Source organism: Rhodococcus sp. P4_F5 (assembly GCF_056401315.1).
Genome location: NZ_JBFUJP010000035.1, coordinates 22,669 through 46,012 on the forward strand (window position 1 = coordinate 22,669; position 23,344 = coordinate 46,012).

At 64.6% G+C, this 23,344-nt stretch carries 20 protein-coding genes, 4 tRNA genes and 1 pseudogene; 11 read left to right on the forward strand and 14 right to left on the reverse strand.

Features of this window, described 5'->3' with window-relative positions; translation table 11 throughout:
- The first annotated feature begins 4 nt into the window (after positions 1 to 4).
- The gene (locus AC1DU4_RS15395) at positions 5 to 364 is read left to right on the forward strand and encodes a hypothetical protein (RefSeq protein ID WP_477841222.1); all 360 of its coding nucleotides are present in this window, start codon (positions 5 to 7) and stop codon (positions 362 to 364) included.
- 171 nt (positions 365 to 535) lie between these two features.
- Here AC1DU4_RS15395 and AC1DU4_RS15400 read toward each other — a convergent pair whose 3' ends face one another.
- Positions 536 to 916, reverse strand: coding sequence for a hypothetical protein (locus AC1DU4_RS15400; RefSeq protein ID WP_477841223.1), 381 nt, complete (start codon positions 914 to 916; stop codon positions 536 to 538).
- A gap of 640 nt (positions 917 to 1,556) precedes the next feature.
- Between AC1DU4_RS15400 and AC1DU4_RS15405 the strand changes: the two genes are divergently transcribed.
- Positions 1,557 to 1,946 carry a barstar family protein gene (locus AC1DU4_RS15405; RefSeq protein ID WP_477841225.1) on the forward strand — a complete coding sequence of 130 codons (390 nt, stop codon included), beginning with the start codon at positions 1,557 to 1,559 and terminating at the stop codon, positions 1,944 to 1,946.
- A 62-nt stretch (positions 1,947 to 2,008) separates the two neighbouring features.
- Here the strand turns inward: AC1DU4_RS15405 and AC1DU4_RS15410 are convergent.
- A pseudogene (locus AC1DU4_RS15410) lies at positions 2,009 to 2,907 on the reverse strand (IS5 family transposase).
- 230 nt (positions 2,908 to 3,137) lie between these two features.
- On the opposite strand from AC1DU4_RS15410, the gene AC1DU4_RS15415 reads away from it, so the two are divergent.
- A complete protein-coding gene (locus AC1DU4_RS15415; RefSeq protein ID WP_477841227.1) occupies positions 3,138 to 3,755 on the forward strand; it encodes a TetR/AcrR family transcriptional regulator in 618 nt (205 codons plus the stop codon).
- A gap of 1,474 nt (positions 3,756 to 5,229) precedes the next feature.
- A complete protein-coding gene (locus AC1DU4_RS15420; RefSeq protein ID WP_477841229.1) occupies positions 5,230 to 5,676 on the forward strand; it encodes a hypothetical protein in 447 nt (148 codons plus the stop codon).
- Between the two features lie 101 nt (positions 5,677 to 5,777).
- Here AC1DU4_RS15420 and AC1DU4_RS15425 read toward each other — a convergent pair whose 3' ends face one another.
- Positions 5,778 to 5,966 carry a hypothetical protein gene (locus AC1DU4_RS15425; RefSeq protein ID WP_477841231.1) on the reverse strand — a complete coding sequence of 63 codons (189 nt, stop codon included), beginning with the start codon at positions 5,964 to 5,966 and terminating at the stop codon, positions 5,778 to 5,780.
- A gap of 288 nt (positions 5,967 to 6,254) precedes the next feature.
- Here AC1DU4_RS15425 and AC1DU4_RS15430 point away from each other — a divergent pair, with 288 nt between their 5' ends.
- Positions 6,255 to 7,007: a hypothetical protein gene (locus tag AC1DU4_RS15430; protein ID WP_477841233.1), complete on the forward strand. Its 753-nt coding sequence runs from the start codon at positions 6,255 to 6,257 to the stop codon at positions 7,005 to 7,007.
- 3,316 nt (positions 7,008 to 10,323) lie between these two features.
- Here the strand turns inward: AC1DU4_RS15430 and AC1DU4_RS15435 are convergent.
- The 3 genes from AC1DU4_RS15435 to AC1DU4_RS15445 all read right to left on the reverse strand — a co-directional run bounded on the left by AC1DU4_RS15435 (position 10,324) and on the right by AC1DU4_RS15445 (position 12,210).
- Positions 10,324 to 10,695, reverse strand: a complete 372-nt coding sequence (locus AC1DU4_RS15435) for an SdpI family protein (protein WP_477841235.1) — start codon at positions 10,693 to 10,695, stop codon at positions 10,324 to 10,326.
- A 419-nt stretch (positions 10,696 to 11,114) separates the two neighbouring features.
- Entirely contained in the window at positions 11,115 to 11,468 is a 354-nt protein-coding gene (locus AC1DU4_RS15440; protein ID WP_477841237.1) for a hypothetical protein, read from the reverse strand.
- 130 nt (positions 11,469 to 11,598) lie between these two features.
- The gene (locus AC1DU4_RS15445; protein ID WP_477841239.1) at positions 11,599 to 12,210 is read right to left on the reverse strand and encodes a hypothetical protein; all 612 of its coding nucleotides are present in this window, start codon (positions 12,208 to 12,210) and stop codon (positions 11,599 to 11,601) included.
- 111 nt (positions 12,211 to 12,321) lie between these two features.
- On the opposite strand from AC1DU4_RS15445, the gene AC1DU4_RS15450 reads away from it, so the two are divergent.
- Together AC1DU4_RS15450 and AC1DU4_RS15455 are read left to right on the forward strand one after the other, a co-directional pair.
- Entirely contained in the window at positions 12,322 to 12,696 is a 375-nt protein-coding gene (locus AC1DU4_RS15450; RefSeq protein ID WP_477841241.1) for a nuclear transport factor 2 family protein, read from the forward strand.
- A gap of 313 nt (positions 12,697 to 13,009) precedes the next feature.
- The gene (locus AC1DU4_RS15455) at positions 13,010 to 14,212 is read left to right on the forward strand and encodes an RNA-guided endonuclease InsQ/TnpB family protein (protein ID WP_477841243.1); all 1,203 of its coding nucleotides are present in this window, start codon (positions 13,010 to 13,012) and stop codon (positions 14,210 to 14,212) included.
- A gap of 261 nt (positions 14,213 to 14,473) precedes the next feature.
- On the opposite strand, the gene AC1DU4_RS15460 is transcribed toward AC1DU4_RS15455, so the two are convergent.
- The 6 genes from AC1DU4_RS15460 to AC1DU4_RS15485 form a co-directional block, all read right to left on the reverse strand.
- Positions 14,474 to 15,103 (reverse strand): RES domain-containing protein, encoded by a 630-nt coding sequence (locus tag AC1DU4_RS15460; RefSeq protein WP_477841245.1) that lies wholly within the window; start codon positions 15,101 to 15,103, stop codon positions 14,474 to 14,476.
- Positions 15,100 to 15,468, reverse strand: a complete 369-nt coding sequence (locus tag AC1DU4_RS15465; RefSeq protein WP_477841247.1) for a hypothetical protein — start codon at positions 15,466 to 15,468, stop codon at positions 15,100 to 15,102. Before AC1DU4_RS15465 ends, AC1DU4_RS15460 begins: the two co-directional genes overlap by 4 nt.
- A gap of 92 nt (positions 15,469 to 15,560) precedes the next feature.
- Positions 15,561 to 16,172: a hypothetical protein gene (locus AC1DU4_RS15470; RefSeq protein ID WP_477841249.1), complete on the reverse strand. Its 612-nt coding sequence runs from the start codon at positions 16,170 to 16,172 to the stop codon at positions 15,561 to 15,563.
- 177 nt (positions 16,173 to 16,349) lie between these two features.
- A complete protein-coding gene (locus tag AC1DU4_RS15475; RefSeq protein ID WP_477841251.1) occupies positions 16,350 to 16,547 on the reverse strand; it encodes a hypothetical protein in 198 nt (65 codons plus the stop codon).
- A gap of 63 nt (positions 16,548 to 16,610) precedes the next feature.
- On the reverse strand, positions 16,611 to 17,435 hold the full coding sequence (locus AC1DU4_RS15480) for a Fic family protein (RefSeq protein ID WP_477841253.1): 825 nt from the start codon (positions 17,433 to 17,435) through the stop codon (positions 16,611 to 16,613).
- A gap of 464 nt (positions 17,436 to 17,899) precedes the next feature.
- The gene (locus AC1DU4_RS15485) at positions 17,900 to 19,888 is read right to left on the reverse strand and encodes a hypothetical protein (RefSeq protein ID WP_477841255.1); all 1,989 of its coding nucleotides are present in this window, start codon (positions 19,886 to 19,888) and stop codon (positions 17,900 to 17,902) included.
- A gap of 1,095 nt (positions 19,889 to 20,983) precedes the next feature.
- Here AC1DU4_RS15485 and AC1DU4_RS15490 point away from each other — a divergent pair.
- Positions 20,984 to 21,133, forward strand: coding sequence for a hypothetical protein (locus AC1DU4_RS15490; protein WP_477841257.1), 150 nt, complete (start codon positions 20,984 to 20,986; stop codon positions 21,131 to 21,133).
- 665 nt (positions 21,134 to 21,798) lie between these two features.
- Here the strand turns inward: AC1DU4_RS15490 and AC1DU4_RS15495 are convergent.
- Positions 21,799 to 21,978, reverse strand: coding sequence for a helix-turn-helix domain-containing protein (locus AC1DU4_RS15495; protein ID WP_477841258.1), 180 nt, complete (start codon positions 21,976 to 21,978; stop codon positions 21,799 to 21,801).
- Positions 21,979 to 22,306: 328 nt separating this feature from the next.
- Positions 22,307 to 22,378 (reverse strand) — tRNA-Val (locus tag AC1DU4_RS15500).
- Between the two features lie 676 nt (positions 22,379 to 23,054).
- Here AC1DU4_RS15500 and AC1DU4_RS15505 point away from each other — a divergent pair.
- The 3 genes from AC1DU4_RS15505 to AC1DU4_RS15515 all read left to right on the forward strand — a co-directional run bounded on the left by AC1DU4_RS15505 (position 23,055) and on the right by AC1DU4_RS15515 (position 23,297).
- Positions 23,055 to 23,127 (forward strand) — tRNA-Gly (locus tag AC1DU4_RS15505).
- Between the two features lie 23 nt (positions 23,128 to 23,150).
- Positions 23,151 to 23,221, forward strand: a tRNA-Cys gene (locus tag AC1DU4_RS15510).
- A 1-nt stretch (position 23,222) separates the two neighbouring features.
- Positions 23,223 to 23,297, forward strand: a tRNA-Val gene (locus AC1DU4_RS15515).
- The last annotated feature ends 47 nt before the right edge of the window (positions 23,298 to 23,344 follow it).

A 23,344-nucleotide genomic window follows, 5' to 3' on the forward strand; every position in this document is an offset into this window, starting at 1 on the left:
GACAGTGGTCGGGATCCCGATGGCGGTGGCCCGATTCAACTACCGAATCATCCGGCTACCGCTGCAATGGTTCGAAGAAGTCGCGATGACGCGGCTCCACGAAGGGGCGGCGCTGCGCCTGATGTACGAACGCGCACTCATCCGATGCGACCGAACAGCCGCCTGCCTCCTACAAGACAAGGCCGCTGCCGCGCGAGCCCGAGCACTACACACACGAACCACCCCCGACATGATCGCCCTCACCGCTGCCCAACGCGACGCCGAGCAGAGGGAACAGGCCGCCGAGGTGGCCGAACCGGAACTCCTGCGCGGACACCGTCAGCGTTTCATCCACCGCCACCAAGCACAGCACCCACCGCCGTGACAACATGCGCCGAGAACCGCGAGACGAATGAAGGCCCCACCCAGATCCTGGGTGGGGCCTTCTGCGGTTTCTCCGGCGTCGCCTCGACCGCGGTGGGCCGACGTCCGCTGTCAGCGTTTCAGACGCCTACACGGTCGGCTGGGTCCTCCCCCAGCCCTGCCGCAGGGCGGTCTACCAGCCACCTGACATGGCGAAGAACGGCTTGCGGTGCACAGCGGGGTCGGTCACCGCGAGTCCGACGTTCCCGCGGGGGTGCGAGGCGGCTTCCTCGATGAACTGGTGGCCGGTCACCGGAGTCCACCCGGTTCCGGTGTTCCATACCGAGTTCGCCGGCAGCGACACCCTCCAGTTGTCGCCGTAGGCGAGGTTGATCAGATCCCCCGCGTGCAGCTGGGCGGCCAGAACCGTTTCCTCGTGGGTCAAGATGACACCGTTGTACCCATTGCCGCTGATGGGCGTCACCGCGCTCGCGGTCCCGGCACCTGCGGCAAGGATGGCCCCGGTCGCCGCCACACCGACGGCAGTAATGGATGCAGCACGCTTGATGCTCATAAGTCGATTCCCCTCCGTGTGTCTCTCGGTGGCACACCCCAGCGCGGCCACTCTTCTCGGGCCGCGGCGCCGGACACGCCTCGGACAGTAGCAACAGCTATTCGTCAGCCAAACCTGGCTTTCGGTCGGGACGATCGCCAATAACTGCTGTTGCCCTGCATATTTCAGCTCCACATAGGGGTTGCACACTGCGGGCGCCCGGTGACCTAGCTAACACCAGGGCGGAACCGCGAGGCCGACGCCGTTGGTTGATGCGGCTACTTCCGATCAGGAGACCTGCTCTGGTCGCAACGACGGCCGGAACTAGAGCGTGTCTCCCTACTGGCAGTAGCAAGATCAGATCAGCGACACTGGGCATCGTGTCGCCGGGGCCCTGCGTGTGGTGCGCTACTGGAGGTCCGGCGGAACGGGACGAACACGCTGCGCTTTCGAGGCATATGAGACCATTGGGTATGAATATGCAGTTTTGGGAGGTAACGGCGCTTTTCCGGCATCTGCGTAACTATCTCGTGAACGCCCGGCGATTCTTCGCGGGGTGGAGTGTCACCGAAGTCTCGCGCACTGAACACCCTCGTCTCGAAGACCGCTGAGCCAACGAGGTGTCGACGTGGTCGGTGCGGTACCCCTGGAACGTGCTGGCGTGAGCAGTGCGGTGGAGTACGTCATGGACGGCACACGAATTCATAGGCTGGAAGACGTCTTCGTGCTTGCGGGGGAAGTTGTGCGGGGCGTCGACGGCTACTTCGGCGCGAACCTCGATGGCTTCTCGGACTGCCTGACTGGCGGCTATGGCACGCCGGACGACGGCAACTTCTATTTCGTGTGGGAGAGCAGCGACAGGTCACGTGAGTCTCTGGGCTATTCGGAAACCGTGCGACAACTTGAGAGTCGGCTCGAATCATGTCATCCGACGAATCGGTCGAGGGTCCGTGCACAGCTCGATCAGGCACTCGCTGGAACGGGTCCGACAGCATTCGACTGGGTGGTGCGCATCTTCGCGTTTCGGAGTGTTCGACTCGACCTCCGATAGCAGCTGAGTGCCGCCATGCCGTGTCAGGTTCAACCATCAGAACCTCGCCCCTAGGCCGTGTTTCATAAGCCTGGGGTGCGGAGCCATTGGTTGATCGCGGCGACGCGGACGGTGGCGGGGTAGCGGACGGAGAGTTTGTCGTATCTCGTTGCCACAGCACGGTTCTGCTTGAGCAGGTTGATGCCGCACTCGACCGCGTGACGCTGCTTGTAGTGCTCGGTATCGAAGACAGGCGGCCGACCACCTGCCGAACCTCTCGTCTTTCGGTTTGCGGCCTGGTCGGACTTGACCGGGATCGTCGCCCGGATACCGCGCTTGCGGAGGTAGTTGCGGTTGGCGGCGCTGCTGTACGCCTTGTCCGCCAGTACCGCGTCAGGGCGGCACCGTGTCGCCCCGGCCCGAGTCGAGGCACCCGGATCTCCTCGAGAACGGTGGCGAACAGCGGACTGTCACCACACTGGCCAGCGGTGACGACGATCGACAAGGGCTTGCGGCCCTGCTCGCACGCCAAATGGGTTTTCGTGGTCCACCCGCCACGCGAGCGCCCCAACGCGTGGTCGGCGGGTTCGGTTTCGACCCCGCCAGGCGGCCCGTTCTGCTCGTCGCCGTTGCGGCGGGCGCCAGCCGCGTGCTGGTGGGCCCGGGCGATGGTCGAGTCGACACTGACGTCCCACACGACCGCGCCCGCCGCGCCGGCGAGTGCCTGCAATCGGGTGAGGATCCGCACCCACACCCCGGTGCCAACGGCGGAACAGCCCGTAGATCGTCTGCCACGCCCGCACCGGGGGGACGTCCCGCCACGGGAATCCCGTGCGGGTCCGCCACCGGATTCCGTCGATGAGCTGGCGTTTTATCCACTTCGGTGGGCGGCCAGCCTTCTTCCCCTGTGGTAGCAGTGGCGCAACCGCGCCCACTGTGCGTCGGTCAGCTCCGTCCTCCCCGGCACTGCTACGTCGACCACGACATTTCCATGCCGGAGTCACAGTCGTGGCTGTTGACCACTCGTTGGCTCCCCAGGACGAGCGGCGCCAGGTCCTACTTGTCCGTCACCAGCCGGTAGATCACGTATCCAACGAACCAGGTAATGAGGAAGACGCAGAGAACGAGAAGGACGTCGATCGCGATCACAAGCATGCAGACTCCTTGGTTAGTGGGCACTCACTAACCGTGATCGTAAGCTACGGTCGGCTGATGCCCGACCATGTACCTACTGCACGCGACCGGATCCTGGACGCGGCAGCGAGCACGATGAAGGACCGGGGCCTCGCTCGGGCAACGACGAAGGAGATCGCGGCGGCCGCCGGCTACTCGGAGGCAATGATCTACAAGCTCTTCGACGACAAGGTCGACCTGTTCTTGAGCGTGCTACGTGAACGGGTTCCCGCCGTCGACATTCTCACGCGTACTGATCGCACCCCCGGCGACGCAAACACTCTCTCCGGCAGGTTGACTGCCACTATCGAGCAGATCACGGAGTTCTATCGGCAGACGTTCGCGATTGGGGCATCGCTGTTCTCTGACGCTAACCTACTTCAACGCCATCGCAACGCCGTGATGTCTCAAGGTGCTGGACCGGCTCTTCTTCCTGCCGCAGTTGCCCAGTTTCTGGAACTCGAACAGCGGAACGACGCCATCGTTGCCGGCGCTCCGATTAATGGCGTCGCATCGTCGATTGCGGGCGCATGCTATCTGCGGGCATTCCTCGAACAGTTCTACGGACCCGACCATCCGCAGGAACCTATGCCTGAATTCGCGGCCTCGATTATCGCCGCAGTGTTGCCGTCTCTGACCATCCCGCGGCAAAGTTAGCAGTCACGACTTCTGAAACACGGCCTAGAAGCAAATCCAGCAAGAAGTCGGACCGGCACGTGGCCAATCGCACTCATCAGTGCAGGTCACGGCCCAGATGCTCGCGTCGTCGACCTTGCTAAACACGGTGCGACGTGTGCACGTCTTCGCTGCATCTCGACGACCAATTCACGCCCGAAACCCGACTCCCCCACTACGCCCCCTCGTCACTCCCTATTTCTGCGCGATCACCGACGGGAATTTCCTTTCCCGCAACGTCTCCGGAAAAAGGCCACCTCAGCGCGTATGTCGCCGAATGCCGGGTAGATTGACCGGCCAACTGGCTACTTTGACGAGCTTGAGTAGGTGGTCCGGGCGCCACCTGGTCTGATTCGCCGGCGTCGCAGGTGGACCCGCCAATTTGCGCTGCAAATCGACGGTGTCGGTCGACATGAGTAGATTGCCCGGGCAAGGACGGTTCGGGCCCGACACCGAACCGACGAGATGGCACATCGACCTTCCCTGCGAAAGAATTCCGCCGCCCCTTCTGGGCGTCGACCTCAAGCAGATCCCACGCGACACGCACAGTCACCAACACCGGGCGCGATCTGGACCCGCAATCCCAGGACAGCCCGCTCCCCTTTGCGGAGCACGTCTCGGGCCGTCATGCACCTCGTCCCACCTCCACCCGCGATGAGGAGCCGCGGACGACGCCGCGCCAGATGTACGCGGCCCACCCTGGTGCACCCTCGCCGCCGACGCCCTACGACGACATCGCCGAACACGACGACACTCCGGTCATCAGCGACGCCGGCTGGGCGGTGTTCGCCGCCTACCCGCCCGTGACCTGCAAGCAAACCGCATCCCGGATGCTTTGTCATACTGACAGAGGTGCTTGGTTTCGTCTCCACCTCGTCGGGGTCAGCCGAAGGAGGAAGCTATGGCCGTGGCCGCTCGCTCAATGCGCAGTCGTCGCCACTTTGTTGCCGCATCTAGTGCGATCGCGGCGTCGGTGGGCATCGTGCTGGTTGCATCGCCCACCGCTCATGCAGCTCCGACTGATTACCAGTTTCCGAATCCAGTTGTGGGCATCATTGCAGCCCCACCACCGTGGTACTTGGGCCCCAATGGTGGATCGGTTGCGGCACGAACCGATCCGACGTCTCCGGGACTCACTCGATTTGTCACCGGGAATGCAGGCTGCTCCTGCACCGTGCAGTGGCGCAACCTCACGACCGGCGCAACGGGAGTCTCCGAGGTGGGTTGGGTATTGGACGAGCGACCTATACACGGCTACGCGAACACCGGGTCGGGAATTCTGGTCGCCTCGGTCTGGCCAGCCAATTATCTGGGCACACCGGCCATCACGATTCTGCCGACGGCCGGTTCGTGGGTAGTTCCTTAGGTTCGATCGTCATCACCTGTCACTGGCGAACTCTCGGCGTTGGCGCAGCGAAGACAAGAAGCGTGGTCACGACTGTTCTTGGAGGTCGCCATGATTGATTTCGTTCGCCGATCGGTCGCCTGCGCGGCCATCGTGGCCGGTTCGGCACTGGCGCCGGCGGCCGTCGCCTCCGCCGCGGTCACCGTTCCGTTCCAGATCAACCCAGCGCCGTTCGGAAACCCGAACGGCAGCTTCGACGCTCCCCGGGTCCGCTGTGAGGCCGCGGTCGGCGAACAGCATGGGACGGTGACGATCACCGGCCCGACGGAAGGCGGTCGCGAGGTGACCGGCGAGCCTGGGGCTGGCCACTGCCAAGTCCCGGGCGACGTGCACTGGCTGAACCTGTCGAGCGGAGCCACCGGCTCCGCCCGGATGTCGCTCGCCCAGCACGGCAACCCGGCGGCAATCCTGCCGACCGGGACCGGGCAGGTCGTCCTCACCGTCATACCCGAACCCGGCACGACCACACCGGGCTTCGCGAGCGTCTACGTTCCATAGTTGACGGCATCGAGGGTCCCCTCACGAAGCGCTCCATGTAGCTCGTCCACCTACGCACCTCCGTCAACATCGGACCCGCGGGACACTTGTCGAAGGTGAAGTTAACAGGGCTCACCCCACACGAGACGCGCGCGAGCCAGGACATGTTCCAGGTCGATCAGCAACGGGGCCGCCGAGGGGCCGGGCCGCTCCTCCCCCTTGATCCAGCGCGAGGGCTGCGACCTGTTGACGCCTACGATTGCGGCCAGCGCCGCGCCACCGAACTCGTCGGTGAGGAACTTCACGCGCACGGCCGACAGTGGATCGTCCGCCGCTACTCGCTGCGACCTCCCGGATCCCGTCGCCTTCCTCTGCAAAGACACCGCGGTGTGACGGCCGGTTGCAGCGCTACGGCTGCGAGAAGTTCCTCCCGACACCCCTGCCACGTTCTTCTTCACCTTCCCCATTCTGCCCAACATCCATGTTCGTGACAGGTCGGCCCGACCGCCAATCTGACCAGCTCGGTGCAGCGACGAGATGACCCGCATACCCCGCACACCCCGCCTACGCTGGTAGGGAGCTTGAAAGGTGGACTCCAGATGACACGAGGACCCGAGACAGACGCACCGCAGGAGCTGCGCCCGGCGGCCGAGCTGGTGCAGTTGCTGGAGGACCTCGTCGACGGAGATGACTTCCGGAAGTACCTGGAGGATGTCCGTTACTACTCCGGACGACTGACCGAGGTAGCGGCCGCCGTCAGTCGGGTGACGGTGTTGGACGCACCTACCGCTGACGCCCTCCGGGCGCTCGCCGAGAAGGTGCGAGCGCCGATGCTCGAGGTCTCCCAGGCGGTGGCATTGCTCGTGCAGCGGCAAACCGCACTCGCTGCCGGCGAGAAGTTCGCGGTTTCGTATCCGTCAGGGACCGCTGACGACGGCTGGGGTCCGCTGGTCTCCGACGAGGAAGCCGCGGCCCTGGAACAGGAGAACCTCCGTCTCCAGATCGAACGGAGGCAAGAACAGTTGGCTAGTTCGCTCACCCGCCCGGAGGTGGCTGCGCTGCTCGGCGTCTCCCCGCAGACCGTCTCGGATATGCTCGCCGAGCACCGACTGGTCGGGCTCAAGGACGCGTGCGCGTGGAAACTGCCTGCGTGGCAGTTCACTCCGGATCTCGAGGAACCGGTTCTTCCCGAGATTTGGCGCCTGGCGCGGGAATTCCCCGGCGGTGTCGTGAGCTTGTCCAGATGGATGAGCCGACCGAACGAGAACTTCGCCGGCCGCACCCCCGCGCAGGAGATGATCCGCGACAGTGGCCTTGTCTTCGCGGTCATCAGTTCGCTGGTGGCCGCCTGATGGCCCGACCTGTTGGAGCCCGGTGGATCGCGACGGCTGCGACTCGGCAACTCGAGCCTGTGAAGGTCGGCAGAGGTGGCGTGACGACCGGGTTGCTGGACCTGTACCACTTTTTCGGCGGTGTCCCGTTTTTGCTGGATCAGAAACGGTACAGCTTGCTTGAGGCCAGTTTCAGCAGTTCAGGGCCGCAATCTCCTCGAACCACCCTGTCGATTTCTACTAATAGTTGATACAAAAAAGGGTACAAGCAATAGCCACCTGACCAGACCTGATGCGGATCAGGTACCTCCGATAGGTCGATGTACCACTTATTCCGAACAAAGCCTCTGGAGGCAGCGCCATGCACATGCTTGCGGAATCAGAACAACCATAAACGTCCTCATAGAGTTTTTCGGGCTTCGAAAAGTTGAAAAGCGGTACAGATCCCCGTCAGAGAGCGAAGCCGCAGGTCAGAGACCCATAGTGTCGTACCGTTTCAGCGGGTGTGATGTACCGCTTTTTCGCGGACTTGGATCACCGCAGGTCAGCTGGGTGCGTGAGCGGAAAAACTGGTACGCGAAAGTGGTACAGCGCGCTTGGTGTAGTCGAGTGATGCCACCAGAAGCGGAACCCTTGCCTCGATCGCGATTACGAGATCGAGGCAAGGGTTCCAGTTGGTCGGCTTGCTGCAGTTGTCATCCCCTGTGCGGCGGGGCGCGAGGGAGGTCGCGCAGCGACCGGACTGAGTGCCCCGAAGGCGATAAGGACCCTCGCGCAGCGAGGGCGACGAGGCGCCAGCCGAGGAGGTCGTCCCGGCTCTGCCGGGCAAACGAAGGGTGTAGTGAGCGAAGCGAATGAAACCCGAAGTGCGTCACGACTCCTTATGCCCTTTCACTGTTTGGCCACAGCAAGCGGCTCCGAGCGTTAGCGAGGGGAGTTTGCGTCCGTGGCGTACTGGGGAAACAGGGCAGAATCACCGTATTTGCGACCGGTCGCAAATAGGCGAGATACCCCGAAAACAGGGGGTCGCAAATACGGCCCCGTTTTCCTGTTTCCCCAGTCCAGAGCGGGTGCGCTTTGCGTCGTGTGTTCCAGGTCACTGACGCAGTTGACGCAAACCCTGTTTTTGGGGTTTGAGTCAGCTTCAGGGCCGCTGGCGAGCGCAGCGAGTGGGCGGTTCTGCACCCTTGTGGCGTCAGGGTCACAGCGGTCGCGTCAGCGGCCGGTGCCAGCAAGGCGCAGCCGTTCCCGTGGCGCCAGCCGCGGGTTCTCTGTGGGGGTTCAGGTGTCTTCGATCGGCGGCGTCAGCCGCGGCCACAACCTTCAGCGGAGGCGGAGTGGTTTCGTGGGTCCGTCGCCCGCGCGTGAGCGCGCCTTGAAGAAGAGAGTGGCGACGGTGAGGGCCCCACGAAGCCAGGCCGCCGCAGCGGTCCGGCGGCGGTGTTGCCAAGCGCGCCGAAGGCGCATCACGTCCCAGCCGGTCTCGAGGTCTTCGCTCGTCCTCCTGATGCCGGGGTGTGCGTCGGTCGCGTCAGCGGCCGGCGGGGTGGACGGTGTGGACCGGGGCGGTGCAGCCGGCCGGTGACACCGGCCCTGAAAGCAGACGTGTGACTGCAGCCGCTGCGGGCCTCTCCTGGGTGGGTGGGAGACGGCTGTGCGACCGGTGCTCCACCGGTGTGGGTGCGGCCTGAGAATTGGGCCGTGAGGTCGCCGTAGGCGGGCGTGTGACGCGGCGTCTGGGCACCGGTGACGTCACGAACGGGCGGCCACCGTAGGTGGCCGCAGACGGGGCCAACAGAGTCGGCCCTGGGTGGGCGTCAGGCGGTCCTCGGCGTCGGGAGGCGGCCAGGGCGCCGGCGGGCCGCTCGGGGTCCACAGGGCGGCCACGGAGCCTGTTCGCAGGCTCGGTCTGCAGCTGCTCGGAGAGCAGCGTGTCCGGCTCACCGGACGCGGCCCGGCCGGGGCGGTCTCCGTCCCGGCGCAGGAGTTCGAGTGTGTCGCCGGGGCTGGGCCTGGCTGCTACAGGCTCCGGCTGCAGCCGGGGACACAGGGCTGCTTCTTCGGCGCACGTGGGCGTGGTCGCAGCGCTCTTCTGCGACCGGCTCCGGTGCGCAGCATCCGGGGCCGCCAGGTCACCATCGATGGGTCGCTTCCCCTGGTGTCCACGTGCGCCGGAGGAGCTCGTTCGGCCGGGTCGGAGTATCGCGAGGATAGAAACCGATACCGGCGTCAGGGTGTCTCGGCCGGGGCCTGGTTGCTGTTATCGACTGGCCGCAGGATAAATGCGGAATGTGCCGTGTGAATTGTTCAGAAACCGGCTTTATCTGCTTTTTATCTGAATTGTTGGCACATGAGGCGGATCGGGAATTGTTTTGATGGTGGCGACACCGCCCACAGTGGCCTCAGAGAAACACGAGGGCGTCTCGGCGGGCGTTGCCGGCCTTCGCGCGAGGCGACAAAAGCCCAGGTCGCGGGGTTTCAGGACCTCGATGAAGCGGCCTCAGAGGTTCGATCGCTGCGATATGGCCACTGTGCTGCAGTGCAGCCCTCCAGGTGGCTGCAGTACAGATAGACCGCCACTTGGGATCCGATTGGACCGTGACTAGAACGCCGCCAGACCGTCAAGATGGGGGCTGCGCAACCGTCTGCATCGTGCACCGCGCCACACAGTGACCGCCCAGCAGCCGCCAATGTGGCGGTAACGCTGTTGATCAGGCACCTTAGGGCAGGTATTGCTGTTGTATGGCGGCCTGAGTGGCTGCGCCACAGCACAACAACCCAGCTAGGGACGGTGGTACCGGCACTATCGAGCCGGTTGTATTGCACCTCACTGGTAGCTGTACTGGCTCCTGAAGGACGGCAGTGCAGCACAACAACCACTATCAGGCCGGTTGTATTGCACGGCGCTGGCAGTTGTATCGGCTTCTGAGGGACGCAAGTGCAGCACAACAGCCGTTGTCGAGCCGGTTGTGCTGTTCCACTCCGGGCCCTGCCCGCCAGGTTGGTGACATGTAAGTGGCGGCACAGCAGCGGCACAAGAGCCGCCAGTGCGGCCGCGCAGTTGTACGGCGGTTGTGCTGCAACCTGATCGGACGGCGAAAAAGGAAGAACCCGCACCTGCCGGGAAAGGCAGAGTGTGGGTTCTGTGGTGGCCGGCGGCGGGTTGCCAAGTCAGGTGAGGCGTAGGCGGGCGCGGTCGGCACCGCCCAGGAGGTCGACGAGGCCCGTCAGGTCACCCTGACCGCGGCGTACCAGGCGAATCCGGAGCGGTCTCTCGCTGGCCGACGCCACCGAAGATGACGGCCATCTTCATCAACGAACCGGAGGAACCACCGGCTCAACGCCCCAGGGTCTTCGCTGCGGCGTTGCCCTTTAACGACCCAACGATCAGGACGGTGAATGCCGCCACACACACGATCGTTGCAGCGACAGCCGACACCACGGATCCGAAACCGGCCACGACTCCGATCACGACCTGGATGCACAATCCCACTACAGCTGTCCACATCGTCCTGCCAAAGAAGGGCCGCGCAACCTCATGGGCAAACTGCCACGCTTCTGGACTCGACATCGTCGCGTTCGTGCGTATGCCCACGACGAGATTCGGTTCATCTCCAACGAATCGAGGTAGCAATCCAGCGGCCACTGCAACTAGAAGCGTCATCGCTGATAGCGGGATCGTCAGCCCCAACAACTCTGATGTGTCCACTCGCTCCCCCTCGAAAGATTTGGCCAGAACGGACATTACCGACGAACTTGCCCAGGATCCGCGGACCGGGTTCCMTCGGATACGCGGGCTCTCACCCCGCAACCTGTTCTACATGCGCTCCTTCGCCGAGACCTGGCCAGGCGATATCGTGCAACGCCCTGGTGCACAACTGCCATGGGGGGCCAATCTCGTGCGGCCTTCGATGCTCAGCCGGACAGGAAATGGAAGAACCCGCACCTGCCGGGGAGGCAGAGTGCGGGTTCTCTGGTGTAACGGGCCGTATCGGATTCAGTCGCGGGTATAGAAGAGCACGTCGCCCACCCGGTCGAGTATCACCCTCTGGGCGGACTGATCTGCGTCGAGCAATGCCTCGGTGAGACGGCCGGCATTGCGAGCGCGTCGAGCGGGCGTCTGTGCGGTCACGTCCACAGTTCGGTGTGCGCTGACCAGGGGTACTCGTCGGGCGTGATCGGGAATGGCGGCGTCATTGATTCTTCGGCGCGAGCGTTCGGACTGATCACATCGAGTACATGTTCGGTGCAACGCTGTGCGGTGGTGCCTGTGGTGTCCGCGATGACCTCGCGGCAGCGACGGTCTGCGAGTTCGATGCCGGGATGTTCCTGCGCCCATTGCGCACGTAGAGAGGGATCGTCTTCGGCGACGTCGAACTGGATCCGGGGCATGTCCGGGAAGCGTTGCGCCACCAGGTCGATGACGGTTTGTTCATCGGAAGGGCGGATGAGGACAGTCAGGAGGACTTCACGATTGCGCACCAAAAGACCGTATCCGTGGCCCATGCGCGGACGCATCGAGTTTTCCCGGACAGGAAGAACCCGCACCTGCCGGGAGGGCAGAGTGCGGGTTCTGCGGTGATCGATGGGGCGGCGGCAGCGTCGATCCGATCTACGCGGACTCCCACACGGCGGTGGTGATCACGTCGGCGGCCTGCTCGATGTCCGAGGCGGTCCCCGCGCTGCCGGTCAGCCACACCACGATCGACACCGGGCGACCCTCCATGACCAGGGACGGCTGCGGCTCCGTGAACAGCGCCTGCACTGTCAACGGGTGCAGATCCTTCCCCAGCAGCGGCAAGACCTTCTCGAGGTGAGGGACCGCGCCGGCGGCGGTGAACTGGGCGGGCGGCAGCAGTCGGTTGCGGCCCGAGGTGAACGCCCACAGGGTGCCGTCGGTCAGGCGCTGCCGGATGCGGGCGGTGGTGACGCCGAGGCGGGCGGCGGCGTCAGTCACCGACAGGGAGCTGTGGACCAGGTCCTGCATGCGGATGTCTCGGTCCACGCGTGCTGCCGTCGCGGCGACGGGGTCGGTGACGAATCCGGACTCGGCGAGCAGCGCGGCGTCGTGTTCGGACAAGGCCAGCCCCGCCGGGTCCTTCACGGAGAGGCGGTGCACGATCCGCGCGAAGAACTCGCGGTCGACGTCGGCGCCGGTCACTTCTCGCACCGCCGCCTCGAAGTCCAGGTCCCCGTGCCGGTAGCGGTCTTCTGCGCTGCTCATCACCATCGCCCCCTCACAGTCATTTGCTCGTGTAAATCAACGATAGGTGCGTGGGTGGATCGCCACGCCTGATCCCGTCCGACGTTGCTGTCGGCTGGCTAGGGTCGACGCATGGACAGCGCAGAGATTCTGAGGCTGGAACATGCAGGATGGGCATCGTTGTGCCAGGGAACGGGGGCTGACTTCTACGGCCGGCTCATGACAGCGGATGCGGTCATGGTTCTCTCGCACGGCTTCGTGCTGGATCGCGACGCGGTGATCGCCTCGCTCGACGACGCCCCGCCGTGGCGGAACTACGAGATCAGTGAGGACCGCCTCATCGAGGTCGGCGAGGACACCGCGATCCTGGTCTACACCGGCCGGGCCTCGCGCGGCGAGGGCGCGCCGTCGTTCCACGCCCTGATGTCCAGCGTCTACACCCGTCGCGACGGCCAGTGGCGACTCAGGCTCTACCAGCAGACATCCGTTCCGGACGCCGACCACTAGATCACGTCTTGTTGTACGTGCCACCCGATCGGACGGGCGAAAAGGAAGAACCCGCGCCCCTGCCGGCGAAGGCGAGGTGCGGGTTCTGTGGCTAGCGTTGCGGCCGGCCGATGCTTCTCGACTGCTCGGGCGGTCCCCGGGCAGCTCCGGTAGTGGTATCGACGGGCCGCGATGCGGATCTCATCTGACCTTTCAGCGGAAACCCGGCCCTTCAGGGCCGGGAGGAAGCTGATCTGGATTGCGCAGTGGAACCTGTCGGACCCCTGTGAAACTCTCCGTGACAGATTCGTGCGAGTGGAAGGCGGTGGTGTTGGTGAAGCGGGTCGTCGTGGTCAAGCTCGCTGTCACCGCAGCGCAGGGCGCGGTGCTCAAGCAGACGTTGCTGGACTGCAACCGCGCCGCTGACCTCGTCTCCGACCTCGCTCAACGGGCGTCTGATCGTCGTGCGTTCTCGCTGCAGAAGTCGGTGTATGCGCAGTTGAAGGCCGCTGGCTTGTCGGCGCAGCCCGCGATCCGAGTGATCAAGAAGGTCGCGGACGCGTATGCCTCGCGGGCCGCGAACCTCAAGTCCGGGAATTATGGTCAGGCCGGGTCGAAACGGTATGCAGCAGTCGCTGATTCCCCAGTGCGGTTTCGGGGGTTGGCGGCGCAGCCGTTCGATGATCGGTGCTTGTCGTGGCAGGTCGATTCGTCGACGGTATCGATCTGGACAGTCGCGGGCCGGTTGAAGGGTGTGCCGTTCGAGTGCGCGCCGTGGCAGCGGAGAATGTTGGCGGACCGCAAAGGCGAGTCCGATCTGGTGTTCCGCGACGGCGCGTTCTACCTGTACGCGACAGTCGACCAGCCTTGCCCGAAACCTGTCGAGCCGGTGAAGGATCCGGTCGCGGGTTGGGTGGGAGTCGACCTGGGAATCGTCAACCTCGCAGTGACCACCGACGATGATCCGAACGATCTCGACGATCGCTGGTCCGGCGGAGCGGTCACACGGCGCCGCGCGAAGAACCAGGTGATGCGGTCGGCGCTGCAGAAGGTCGGGACGAAGTCCGCGAAACGGAAACTGAAGAAACGACGCCGGAAGGAACAACGGTTCGCCACCGACGTCAACCATCAACTGTCGAAAACTATTGTCGCTCAGGCGCAACGCACCGGGCGCGGTATCGCGATAGAGGACCTATCGGGTATCCGCGACCGGGTACGGCTGGCCAGGCAACAACGTACGCAGGTGCATTCGTGGGCATACGCCCAGCTCCGCACCCAGATCGAGTACAAAGCGGAGATGGTGGGGGTGCCCGTGCAGGTCGTCGACCCGCGCAACACCTCACGCACCTGCTCACGGTGCGGGTTCTGTGATGCGAAGAACCGTCGCACGCAATCGGTGTTCGAGTGCCGAGAATGTGGGTGGTCCACGCACGCGGACCACAACGCTTCCCGCAACATCGCCGCGCTCGGACACGAAAACTATTGGGCCGCCCAATCAACCGTGCCTAAAGCAGCCACCGCTCTAGCATCCAGCTAGAGCGGTGAGCAGCAAACCCGGCCCTTCAGGGCCGGGTAGTTGATGTCTTGTTGGACGGTGGCGGGGTGAGCTGGGCCCCCGTCCGCCTGGTTGGTGACACGGAAGTGACGACATAGCGGCGGCACAAGAGCCACCAGTGCGACATCGCAGTTGTACGGCGGTTGTTCTGCCACCGGATCGGCCGGCGAAAAAGAAGAACCCGCACCCTGCTGGGAGGCAGAGTGCGGGTTCAGTGGTGGGTGATGCGGTGCGGCAGGTCGGTCAGCTCGTCGGCGGCGCGACGATCCGTACCGCCCGGACCGACCGCGGCGGGCTGGCCACGGTGAAGCCGCACCGGCGAGCGGCTGCCACCAGCGGCTCGGGACTCGGGTCGGTCGGCCAGGCCGCCTCCCCTGCCTCCCCGAACAGTCCGACGGCGTTCGGCGTCGGCCCGGTGGTGAACCGAGTCTGATACCGCAGGCCGGCGAAAGCGGCCGAGAACGCTGCAGCCCATTCCTGCGGCACCGCGTACGGCGTGACGGTCGTCAGCTCCCGAGTGAGGCCGAAGTCCGCGGCGGCAGCGTCGCAGGTGTCGGCCAGTCGGTGGTCGTGCGGCACTGTCAGGGTGGACAGGCAGCGGGTGGATGCGAAGTCCTCGCTGATCACACCGGCGGTGACCAGGGCCGCGCCAACGGTTTCCCGGATGGCGGTGTGCTCGTCGAGGGCGAGGTAGCAGGTGCCGTGCGGCGGGGTCAGGTCGAAGCGGCCGCCGCCGGAGGAGGCGAACCACCACGGGCCGTTCTCGGCCCGGTGACCGCGGGTCAGTGGCTCCCCCGTAGCGAGCTCGCAGCTGGGGAACCCGGCGAGCGGCCGGGCCGGTGCGCGAAGAGCGACGATGTCACGGCTGCTCACGCGGCCCACCGTTCGGCGTCGGCGTGAGCCAGCGCCAGGGCCGTGTCGAGGTGGTGGCCGTCGACGATCCAGTCGGCTGCACTGCGGTCGCCGAGTTCAGGCTGCGGGCTGCGCAGCCACACCGCGCAGGTCCACGGGTCGGCGGCGGTGCGCAGGGTCTTCCATAGGGCGATCAGGTTCGGGTGCACCGTTCCCGCGTCCGTGAACTGCCAGGTCGGGTACACCCACTGGCCGTCGCCGAGCTTGCAGGCGATCACGGTGCCAGCGGTGACGGCCTTGTTGACGGCCTGCCGGCTGATGCCCCACCACCTGGTCAGGTCACCGGTGTCGTAGAACGGGCCAACGAGCTGGTCGTAGGTGTCCATGCGATCCTCCTAGCGGTTCAACTGCGTCAACCGGCCACGTCAGGCGATGGCGTCGCCAAGCTGATGGGCGGTGGCGACAGCCTCGACCTCATCTACGCGGACTCCCGGGCGACGGCGCTGATCACGTCGGCGACATGCTCAATGTCCGAGGCAATTCCCGTACTGCCGGTCAGCCACGCCACGATCGACACCGGGCAGCCCTCAACGGTCAGGGACGGCTGTGGCCGCGTGAGCAGCTCCTGCACAGTCATTGGATGCAGATCCTTCGCCACCAGCGGCATCACCTTCTCGAGGTGAGGAACCTCGCCAGTGGCAATGAACTGGGCGGGCGGCAGCAGACGGTTGCGGCCCGACGTGAACGCCCACAGGGTGCCATCGGCCACGCGCTGCCGGATGCGGGCGGTGCTGACGCCGAGGCGGGCGGCGGCGTCAGCCACCGAAAGGGAACCCTGGACCAGGTCCTGCATGCGGATGTCCCGGTCGACGCGTGCTGCTGTCGCGGCGGCGGGTTCGATGACGAAGCCGAACTCGGTGAGCAGCGCGTCGTCGTGTTCGGACAGCGCCAGCACTGCTGGGTCTTTCGCAGAGAGTCGGTGCACGATCCGCGCGAAGAACTCACGGTCGATGTTGGTACCGGTCGCTTCGCGCACCGCCGCCTCGAAGTCCAGGTCGCCATGCCTGTAGCGGTCTTCTGCGCTCCTCATCACCGCTCCCCTTTCGCCAACCATCCCGATGCTGACTTACTCCGAGCCACCTGGTCAAGAGTTGCCGGACAAGCTCAAGAAGAAGGCTCTCACGGGGGATCAAATATCCACTTCTATCGCCACATATCTGTAGATATCTAATCTTCTAGATATATCGGACAGAAAAAGCAGAACGACCTAGCTCAGGAGCTCCCGACGGAACGCTGCCAGCTCCTCTTCTACCGTGCTGGTGCCGTTCGCCACGCGCCGCGAGGCGGCCTTGTCTGCTTCGGTGACAGTTCCACCAGCGAGACGAACACCAGCGGTGGCGAACTGGATCGCCTCTTCAACGCTGCGGACAGATGCCTGCTTCGGCGCCTCGTGCGCGGGAGTCATCGGCAACACCTTTCCCTGTGCGGTTCGGTCGATCAGATCCCGAATTTTACTTGGTCGCGGGCCTCAACGCGGGAGCGCGGTGAGTCCGTGTTTGCGCATCAGAGCCTTCACCCCGTCGCGCTCGTCGTACAGGTATGCCCTGGCCAGCCGGTCGTTGAAGGTGTCAGCCAGTTGAGGGTCGCGCTCGTCGACGGGAACGACCAGCAGCCGGCCGTGGCCGATGAGCAGGCTGTTCGCGACGAACAACGCTGTGCGCTTGTTCCCGTCCTCGAACGGTTGGGCCTTGGCGAGCACCACGAACAGGTCCAATGCCTGCTCTGCCACATCCTTGCGGTCGGCCACAGAGTCCGTCAGCTGCTGGAGACCCTTCTCGGTCAGCGCGGGAGGCGTGTGCCGGCCGTAGCGGGTCTGGACGCCGATCTGCTGGTCCTCGGTGCGAAGCTTCCCGGGGTGTATCGCGCCACTGCGGGTGATCTGCGCATTGATAGTGCGGACGTAAGCGGCGTCGATCGGCTGACCGCGATGGTCGATGACGAACTGCGCGACGTCCCGAAGGTCTTCGAGCAGCGCGAGGTCGGCACGGGAGGAGACTCCGGCCAGGCTTCCTGAGCGCAGGAAGTTCTCGGTGTCGCGCCGACCGACAGTGAGGCCGTCGAACACCCTTCCCGCGGAGTAGACGACACCGGCAAGGTCGGCGAGGTTGATCGCGGACAACAGCCCGCGGCGCCCTCTCCCTTGGCCGTTGGCCTGGTCGACACGCTTGCTGTGGCGGCTGCGCCGTGTGCGCTGCTCGGCCCGGCCGTCCGCTTGATCCTTGGCAACCTCGGCGTAGCTGGCCTCAAGCGACTTCTCGCGAAGTGATTCGAGATCGTCGGGGTCGGAGATCATGTTTCACATCATCACTCACCAACTGAGTCACTGAAACGACAGGAAAGGAAGAACCACCATCAAGGTGACCTGACGCTCAACCGTCAGGGCGGCCTGACCGCGACAATACCGACGGCCCACTGACAGCAATACCGACAATAGCTTGATTACTGGCATTCCTGGCATTGCCGCCCATCAGCGATTCCCAGAGCATCCCGCAGACATGTTCCGACAGCCGCAATAACCAGGAGTACAAGTATTACTTGCCACCCACCCATGCTAAGCAAAAAGAACAAAGTGCACACCCAAGGAATGCAAGGAATGCAAGGAATGCAAGGAATGCTGGCAAACATAGGGAGTCCCACGCGCAAGTCTCGAGACCGAGGCAGAGCGATGGCTACACGGGAGAAGGTGTCTCCACAACGCACGTGGCGGCTTCCAACGTCGTGGCGCGCTGGCCGGCCTCCGACTAGAGAGGCCCTCGCTCATGAGGGCGTCATCGAGGTGACGTCCGCGAGATCGTCCCTCAACGGGACGTAACCGCCTCTCTCGCCAGTCCAGCCTATGGTCCGACGACTCGGTAGGTCTGCCGCGCCGTTGCTCCGCACAGGGACGATCACGGCACCGAGTTGGTCACCGAGAGTGCTGAGTGCGTCAAGGAACGGATCTGCTGGCGGTGGACCAGCAGCCATCGTCGCAGCACACATCAGCTCGCTGTCGAAGGCGATGAGCACTGGGGCGTTCGCGATCTCGGCCGCCAGGATCTCGGCGCGCTGACCTGCATCGTTGCGATCAGAGGGTGGCGGCCCGAACCGGTTCTCGAGCCACGCATGCCACACCACACGCTCGGCGCGGTGCCGGACGATACGTTCGGCCGCGACCCTGGCGAGTCCGGCGTCGTCGGCGACCTGGTCCAGAGTCCGCTCCCCGAGCGCCAGGGCACCCCTGTCCAGGGTGATCAGCCCAGCCACCTGCAGATCGGCCAAGGCCGCGTAGCCGGCCGACGTACGCAACTGCGCCGCGGCGAGCGCGTTCTTCACAGTGGTCGCCTGGCCACTGTGGATCAGGTCGTAGAGCCGCCGCAAGCGCAGCCCGAGCACGCTCCATGCCTGGTGAACAGGCTCGACGTGAGCTCGTGCGATCGCAACCTCGGTGGGTTCACGACCCGTTGCGGGCATGGTCAGGGCGTACCGGTCGGCGAGCTGGCCCGCACCCACGGCGACACGCAGCACCGGTGATCCTGGCGTGTCTCTAAGCACACGCAGCGCTGCCCAGACACGGGATTCGGACATCAGTCCTGCAGCGAATGAGAGGCTGCGCCCTCCGATAGCCACCACGGGTACACCCTCTATCAGCTCCCCGGCGAGAGCGGAGGTGTAGGCGAGGGCCTGGACGACTGCGTGCAGAACGGGACGCAGTCGGGATCCCCGGAACTCCTGATCGATCCACGTATGTGCCGCGGCGAGCCACCTGCGGCGAATTCGATCGCCGCGGAAAGAACCATCCCCCCCGTACCCCCCTGTGTGCTTGTTCTTGTGCGTGAGTTCGCGGAATTCGGATGCGTTGCTCGCAGCCCAGGTCAAAGCGTTCGCTACGTCCCGACATAGGGCCTCCGCGATGCGCTCCGGTGAGCCGTACCGGTCGTAGGCCTCATGCAGGCCCGCATAGTCGTCAGATGCGAGGAGCCCGATGATGTCGGCGGCACTGGCGCCCCGGAATACAAGAGCGATGAGCACGGAATACCGGGCCTCGGACGGGGACTTCCAGCGGGAGCCGTTGAACTTGCCGGACCGCGCGAAGGCTGCCACCTCAGCCGAGATCGGGTCGGTGCGGCAGTAGCGGTCATGCAAGCGGCGTGCGTCACCAGCGCCAACAAGACGTTCCTCGCAAGTCAACGCGACCTGCACGGCAGCAACTCCGGTACTAGGGTCCGGTGCACCAGCGCCACCGAGCCGTTCGAGCATATGGACGACAACATTGGGGTCGGATCGCCGCTCGAACGCATCGACCGCGTCCGCCAGCGTGCCGTCGAGCCGCCGGTACCCACCTTCGCGACACAGTGACCCGGGGACACTGATACAGCCCTGCTTGGTGTTGAGCATCGGATTCTTGTCGAAGGTGGTGAGCCGGTTCTCGAGCAGTGTCATCAGGCGACGCAGATCGTCAACGCGGAGCGGTGCGCCCTTGGCGAGCGGAATGAGAATGTGCCGACCGCCGCTGGTGGACCTGTCGGTGACCGTGCGGCCGCCGCACTCGTGAATCAAGGCCAGGGCACACTCGAAGTCGGTGTCGACCTGGTCGGTGCCGCGGCGCTTCGCGTCGAAGTCGAGTACGAGCAGCACGGTGCTGCCGTCCGCGTTGTAGAGGTGGACCGCGGCCGGCGCATCGGGCAGGTGGTCAGTCAGAGGCCCAGCGGTGGCGAATTTGCCGCCGTCATCGAGTTTGGACAGGCGCAACGTGGGCCGCGCGGCCATCAGTGGAACGAGAGTTTCCCACACGTTTCCGGGTGTCGACTCATCGACACAATCATCAATTCTTGTATCTGAGTCAGGGCAGCATGTACCCTGAGATCTGTCTGGCAAGACAGTCCCTTCGGGGAAACGCAACACCGAGACTCAAGTTGGTTGCTTGCTTCTCATTCAAAACTCAAGACTCGATCGAAAACCCTCGTTCCTGTTAGCAGCAGGTGCGGGGGTTTTCGCTTTCGGTCAAGCTGAGCCGGTGTTGCTGAGTGTGTGTAGTTGGCCGGGACTACGCGCAGGTGAAGTCCCGGTCGAAAGACTCAGGCCGCAGGCAGCACCTCCCGAGGTCGGGCCTGCCGATCGAGCTCCAGGATCAGATCCGGACGGCCGGTGTACGTCGCCAACAGATCTGCGACGTATTGACTCAGAGAGCCGACGCCGGCTGCTTGCCGGTGCGCCTCGAGGATCTCGTACACGTCCGTGGGGACGCGTGAGGTAACGACCCTTCGCGCCCCCTTACTTGCCATTGCCATTGTCGGGACCCTTCAGTTATCCAACCAAGCTGTCGCAGTTCAGTAATCCAACCAAGCTGTCGCAGCTGCCACACAAAAGTACCTGTCCTGGGACGTGGTGCGAGTCCGCGATTCGCCGTTCGGCGGTGATGGTCCCGGCGGTGAACCTCGGCTGAATCACCGAATGGAGGCTCGTAGATAATTCCGTCTACTTTCCCAAAAGGACTCATGCCCAGAGGTAGACCCTGTCGTAGACTTTGTCGCCGAATTACTGGCTCCAATAACATTTATTGGGCCGCAGCACCTCGAAGCCAGGCGGCAAAATGTGACAATGATCATAATTCCGAAGGGCGTGGCAACCGAGTTGCCGGAAGTGGCACGGAAGGCCACGACACGAACGCACCAGACTCCCAGGGCTCCGACAAGGTCGTGAGTGAGACCCGCTGAGCTGCGGTTTCAGCGCTGGGCAATCCCCGATGAGGAGTGAAGGTTGGGGCGGACACGACCGTCTCGGCGGTGATTCAAATTCCTGCGCAATCGCCACAACCAGGAACGAGTCGTACCCGCAACCTCATCTTTTCCAACATCGGCACCGGTGTCCGACACCGGGATCCGCGACGCGCTCGATCAGATGCCCGATCCACGAGCACGGCGCGGGGTCCGGCACCGGCTCACGATGACCCTGTCGGTGGCGCTGTCAGCGGTGCGCGCCAGTTCGCGATCGTTTCCGACGATCGCCGAGTGAGTTCACGATGCGCCAGAGGAGGTGCTGGAAAGGCTCGGGATCGAGGGCCGGCCGCCGTCGGAGTCGACGATCCGCCGCACCCTCGCTCGCATCGCTGCGGCTGTCTTGGACCAGGTCATCGGCGTGTGGGCCTGACTGCAGACCAGCATGATGGACGGCCGCCGGGCGATCGCCGTCGACGGCAAGACACTCCGAGGCGCGAAGGGCGCGGCCGGGCACCCGACACATGCTCGCCACCCTCGATCACGGCGGCGGAGTCCTTCTCGGGCAACTCGAGGTCGGTGCGAGAACCAACGAGATCCCGCTGATCACGAAGCTGCTCGCCCCGTTCGACCTCACCAATGTGGTGCCGGGCCGCCTGCTCACACACCATGAGCTTGTCGCAGATGGCCACGATGTCGCCGAGTTCTACGAGGTTCAGCATGCCAGCCGATACAGATTCGGTGAGCCGTCAATCTGGTCAGGGCCGAATCGAAAGAGCTTGACGCGCAAGGCATCAGGCTACGAAAGCTCGACTATCCTGCCTGGGGGATCGATACAGCCCGCCGCCATGGGGACCGACAGAGACGCCCCTAGGGCTGCCGCGGTGTTGTCGTTGCTCCAAGACTCCCCAGCCTTCTTCAAGCCCCCGTCAGCGCTGCCGGCGGGGTTTTGTACGTGCGGCATCAGGCATCACCACCAATGCCGTCACGGTGACCGTTGGCCAGCAGTGCGCGCAGGCTTTCTGCCGGAATGCGTACCGGAACGCCCGGCTTGCGGGCGAAAAGGGTTTTGAGGTGGCCGTCGGCAAGCAAGCGCCAGATGGCACGCTGGCTGAGCTGTAGCCGTTCGGCCACCTCAGGCACGCTGAACGCCCGTAGGTCGGAGTACGGATCGGGGGGTGTCGATGCAAAGGTTCGAGTAGACAAAGAGACTCCAGGACAGAAAAAACTGTCCGGCTCCCGCGCACTGTGGCGTCTTACCCGGCTAGGTATCGGGGGTATCTCAGACGACCCCGAGGCATCTCTTGTCTGGCTCCCAGCCTACATGCCACGCCATGCAGTCCCCTGCCACGACACGGTGGACCACAGGGCCTGCCGCCGCAAACGGCTAGGGCCCACGTAGGGCCCACGACCCCACGCTTAGCCCTCCGTAAAACGAAGAAAACCCCCTGTTACCAGGGGGTTCTTCGGGTGGTCCCGGCTGGGATCGAACCAGCGACCTTCCCGGTGTGAACGGGACGCTCTTCCACTGAGCCACGGGACCGAACCGCGCTGTGAAAACTCTCGCGGCCGAACGAGGAGAAACATTAACACGACCTCGACGTCGGGGGAAATCCCCAGGCCAGAGGCCATATCTCCCCCCGCCAAGTCGGAAGGCTCGCGCCCTGGGACGCCCAACTCCGGGGAGGGAGCTCTGCCCTGGGGCGGCCGGTGCCGGCGAAGATCCCACGGCCACCACCGGTGGCGGTACGCCCGGTCACCCAGCCACGGGGACACCGTCGACTCGGCCGGTAGCCGGAGGCAGCGCCCACTCCCCCCGAGTCACCGTCGAGGGACCAGCCGCGACGACGGCTCCCACGAAGGCAGGCCCCAACGGACGCAGGCCTCATTTCGGCCCTACCTCCTTTCCACTTCACCGCTCCCTTGCCGCCGGCCCTCATTCCCGTTCGCCCTCACTTGCCACCCGCGCGCACCAACCTCGGACGCCGTCACCGCCAGACCTCGCCGGCACTGATCCCTCTTGGCAGCAGTCGCTCCCCCGCCGGCAGGCCCAGGGGCTCGTGCGTGGTTGACGGGCCCCGGACCCGCCAACCACGCACGAGCACGAAGTGCCCATTTGGCTCGATTTACCCACTCTGACCTGGCGATTTGTGGCCACCCACCCCGTGGGCTAATGTTTTGTCTCGCACCACGGAGCACACAAGCCCCGGAAGTGCAGTGCGGACGTGGCGCAGCTGGTAGCGCACAACCTTGCCAAGGTTGGGGTCGCGGGTTCGAATCCCGTCGTCCGCTCGAGAGGTTGGACTCAACCTTGCGGTGGAGTGGCCGAGTGGTGAGGCAACGGCCTGCAAAGCCGTGCACACGGGTTCGATTCCCGTCTCCACCTCGCGCGATTAGCTCAGCGGGAGAGCGCTTCCCTGACACGGAAGAGGTCACTGGTTCAATCCCAGTATCGCGCACCAAGACAAAGGCAGGACCCGGAACATCGGGTCCTGCCTTTGTTCGTTTC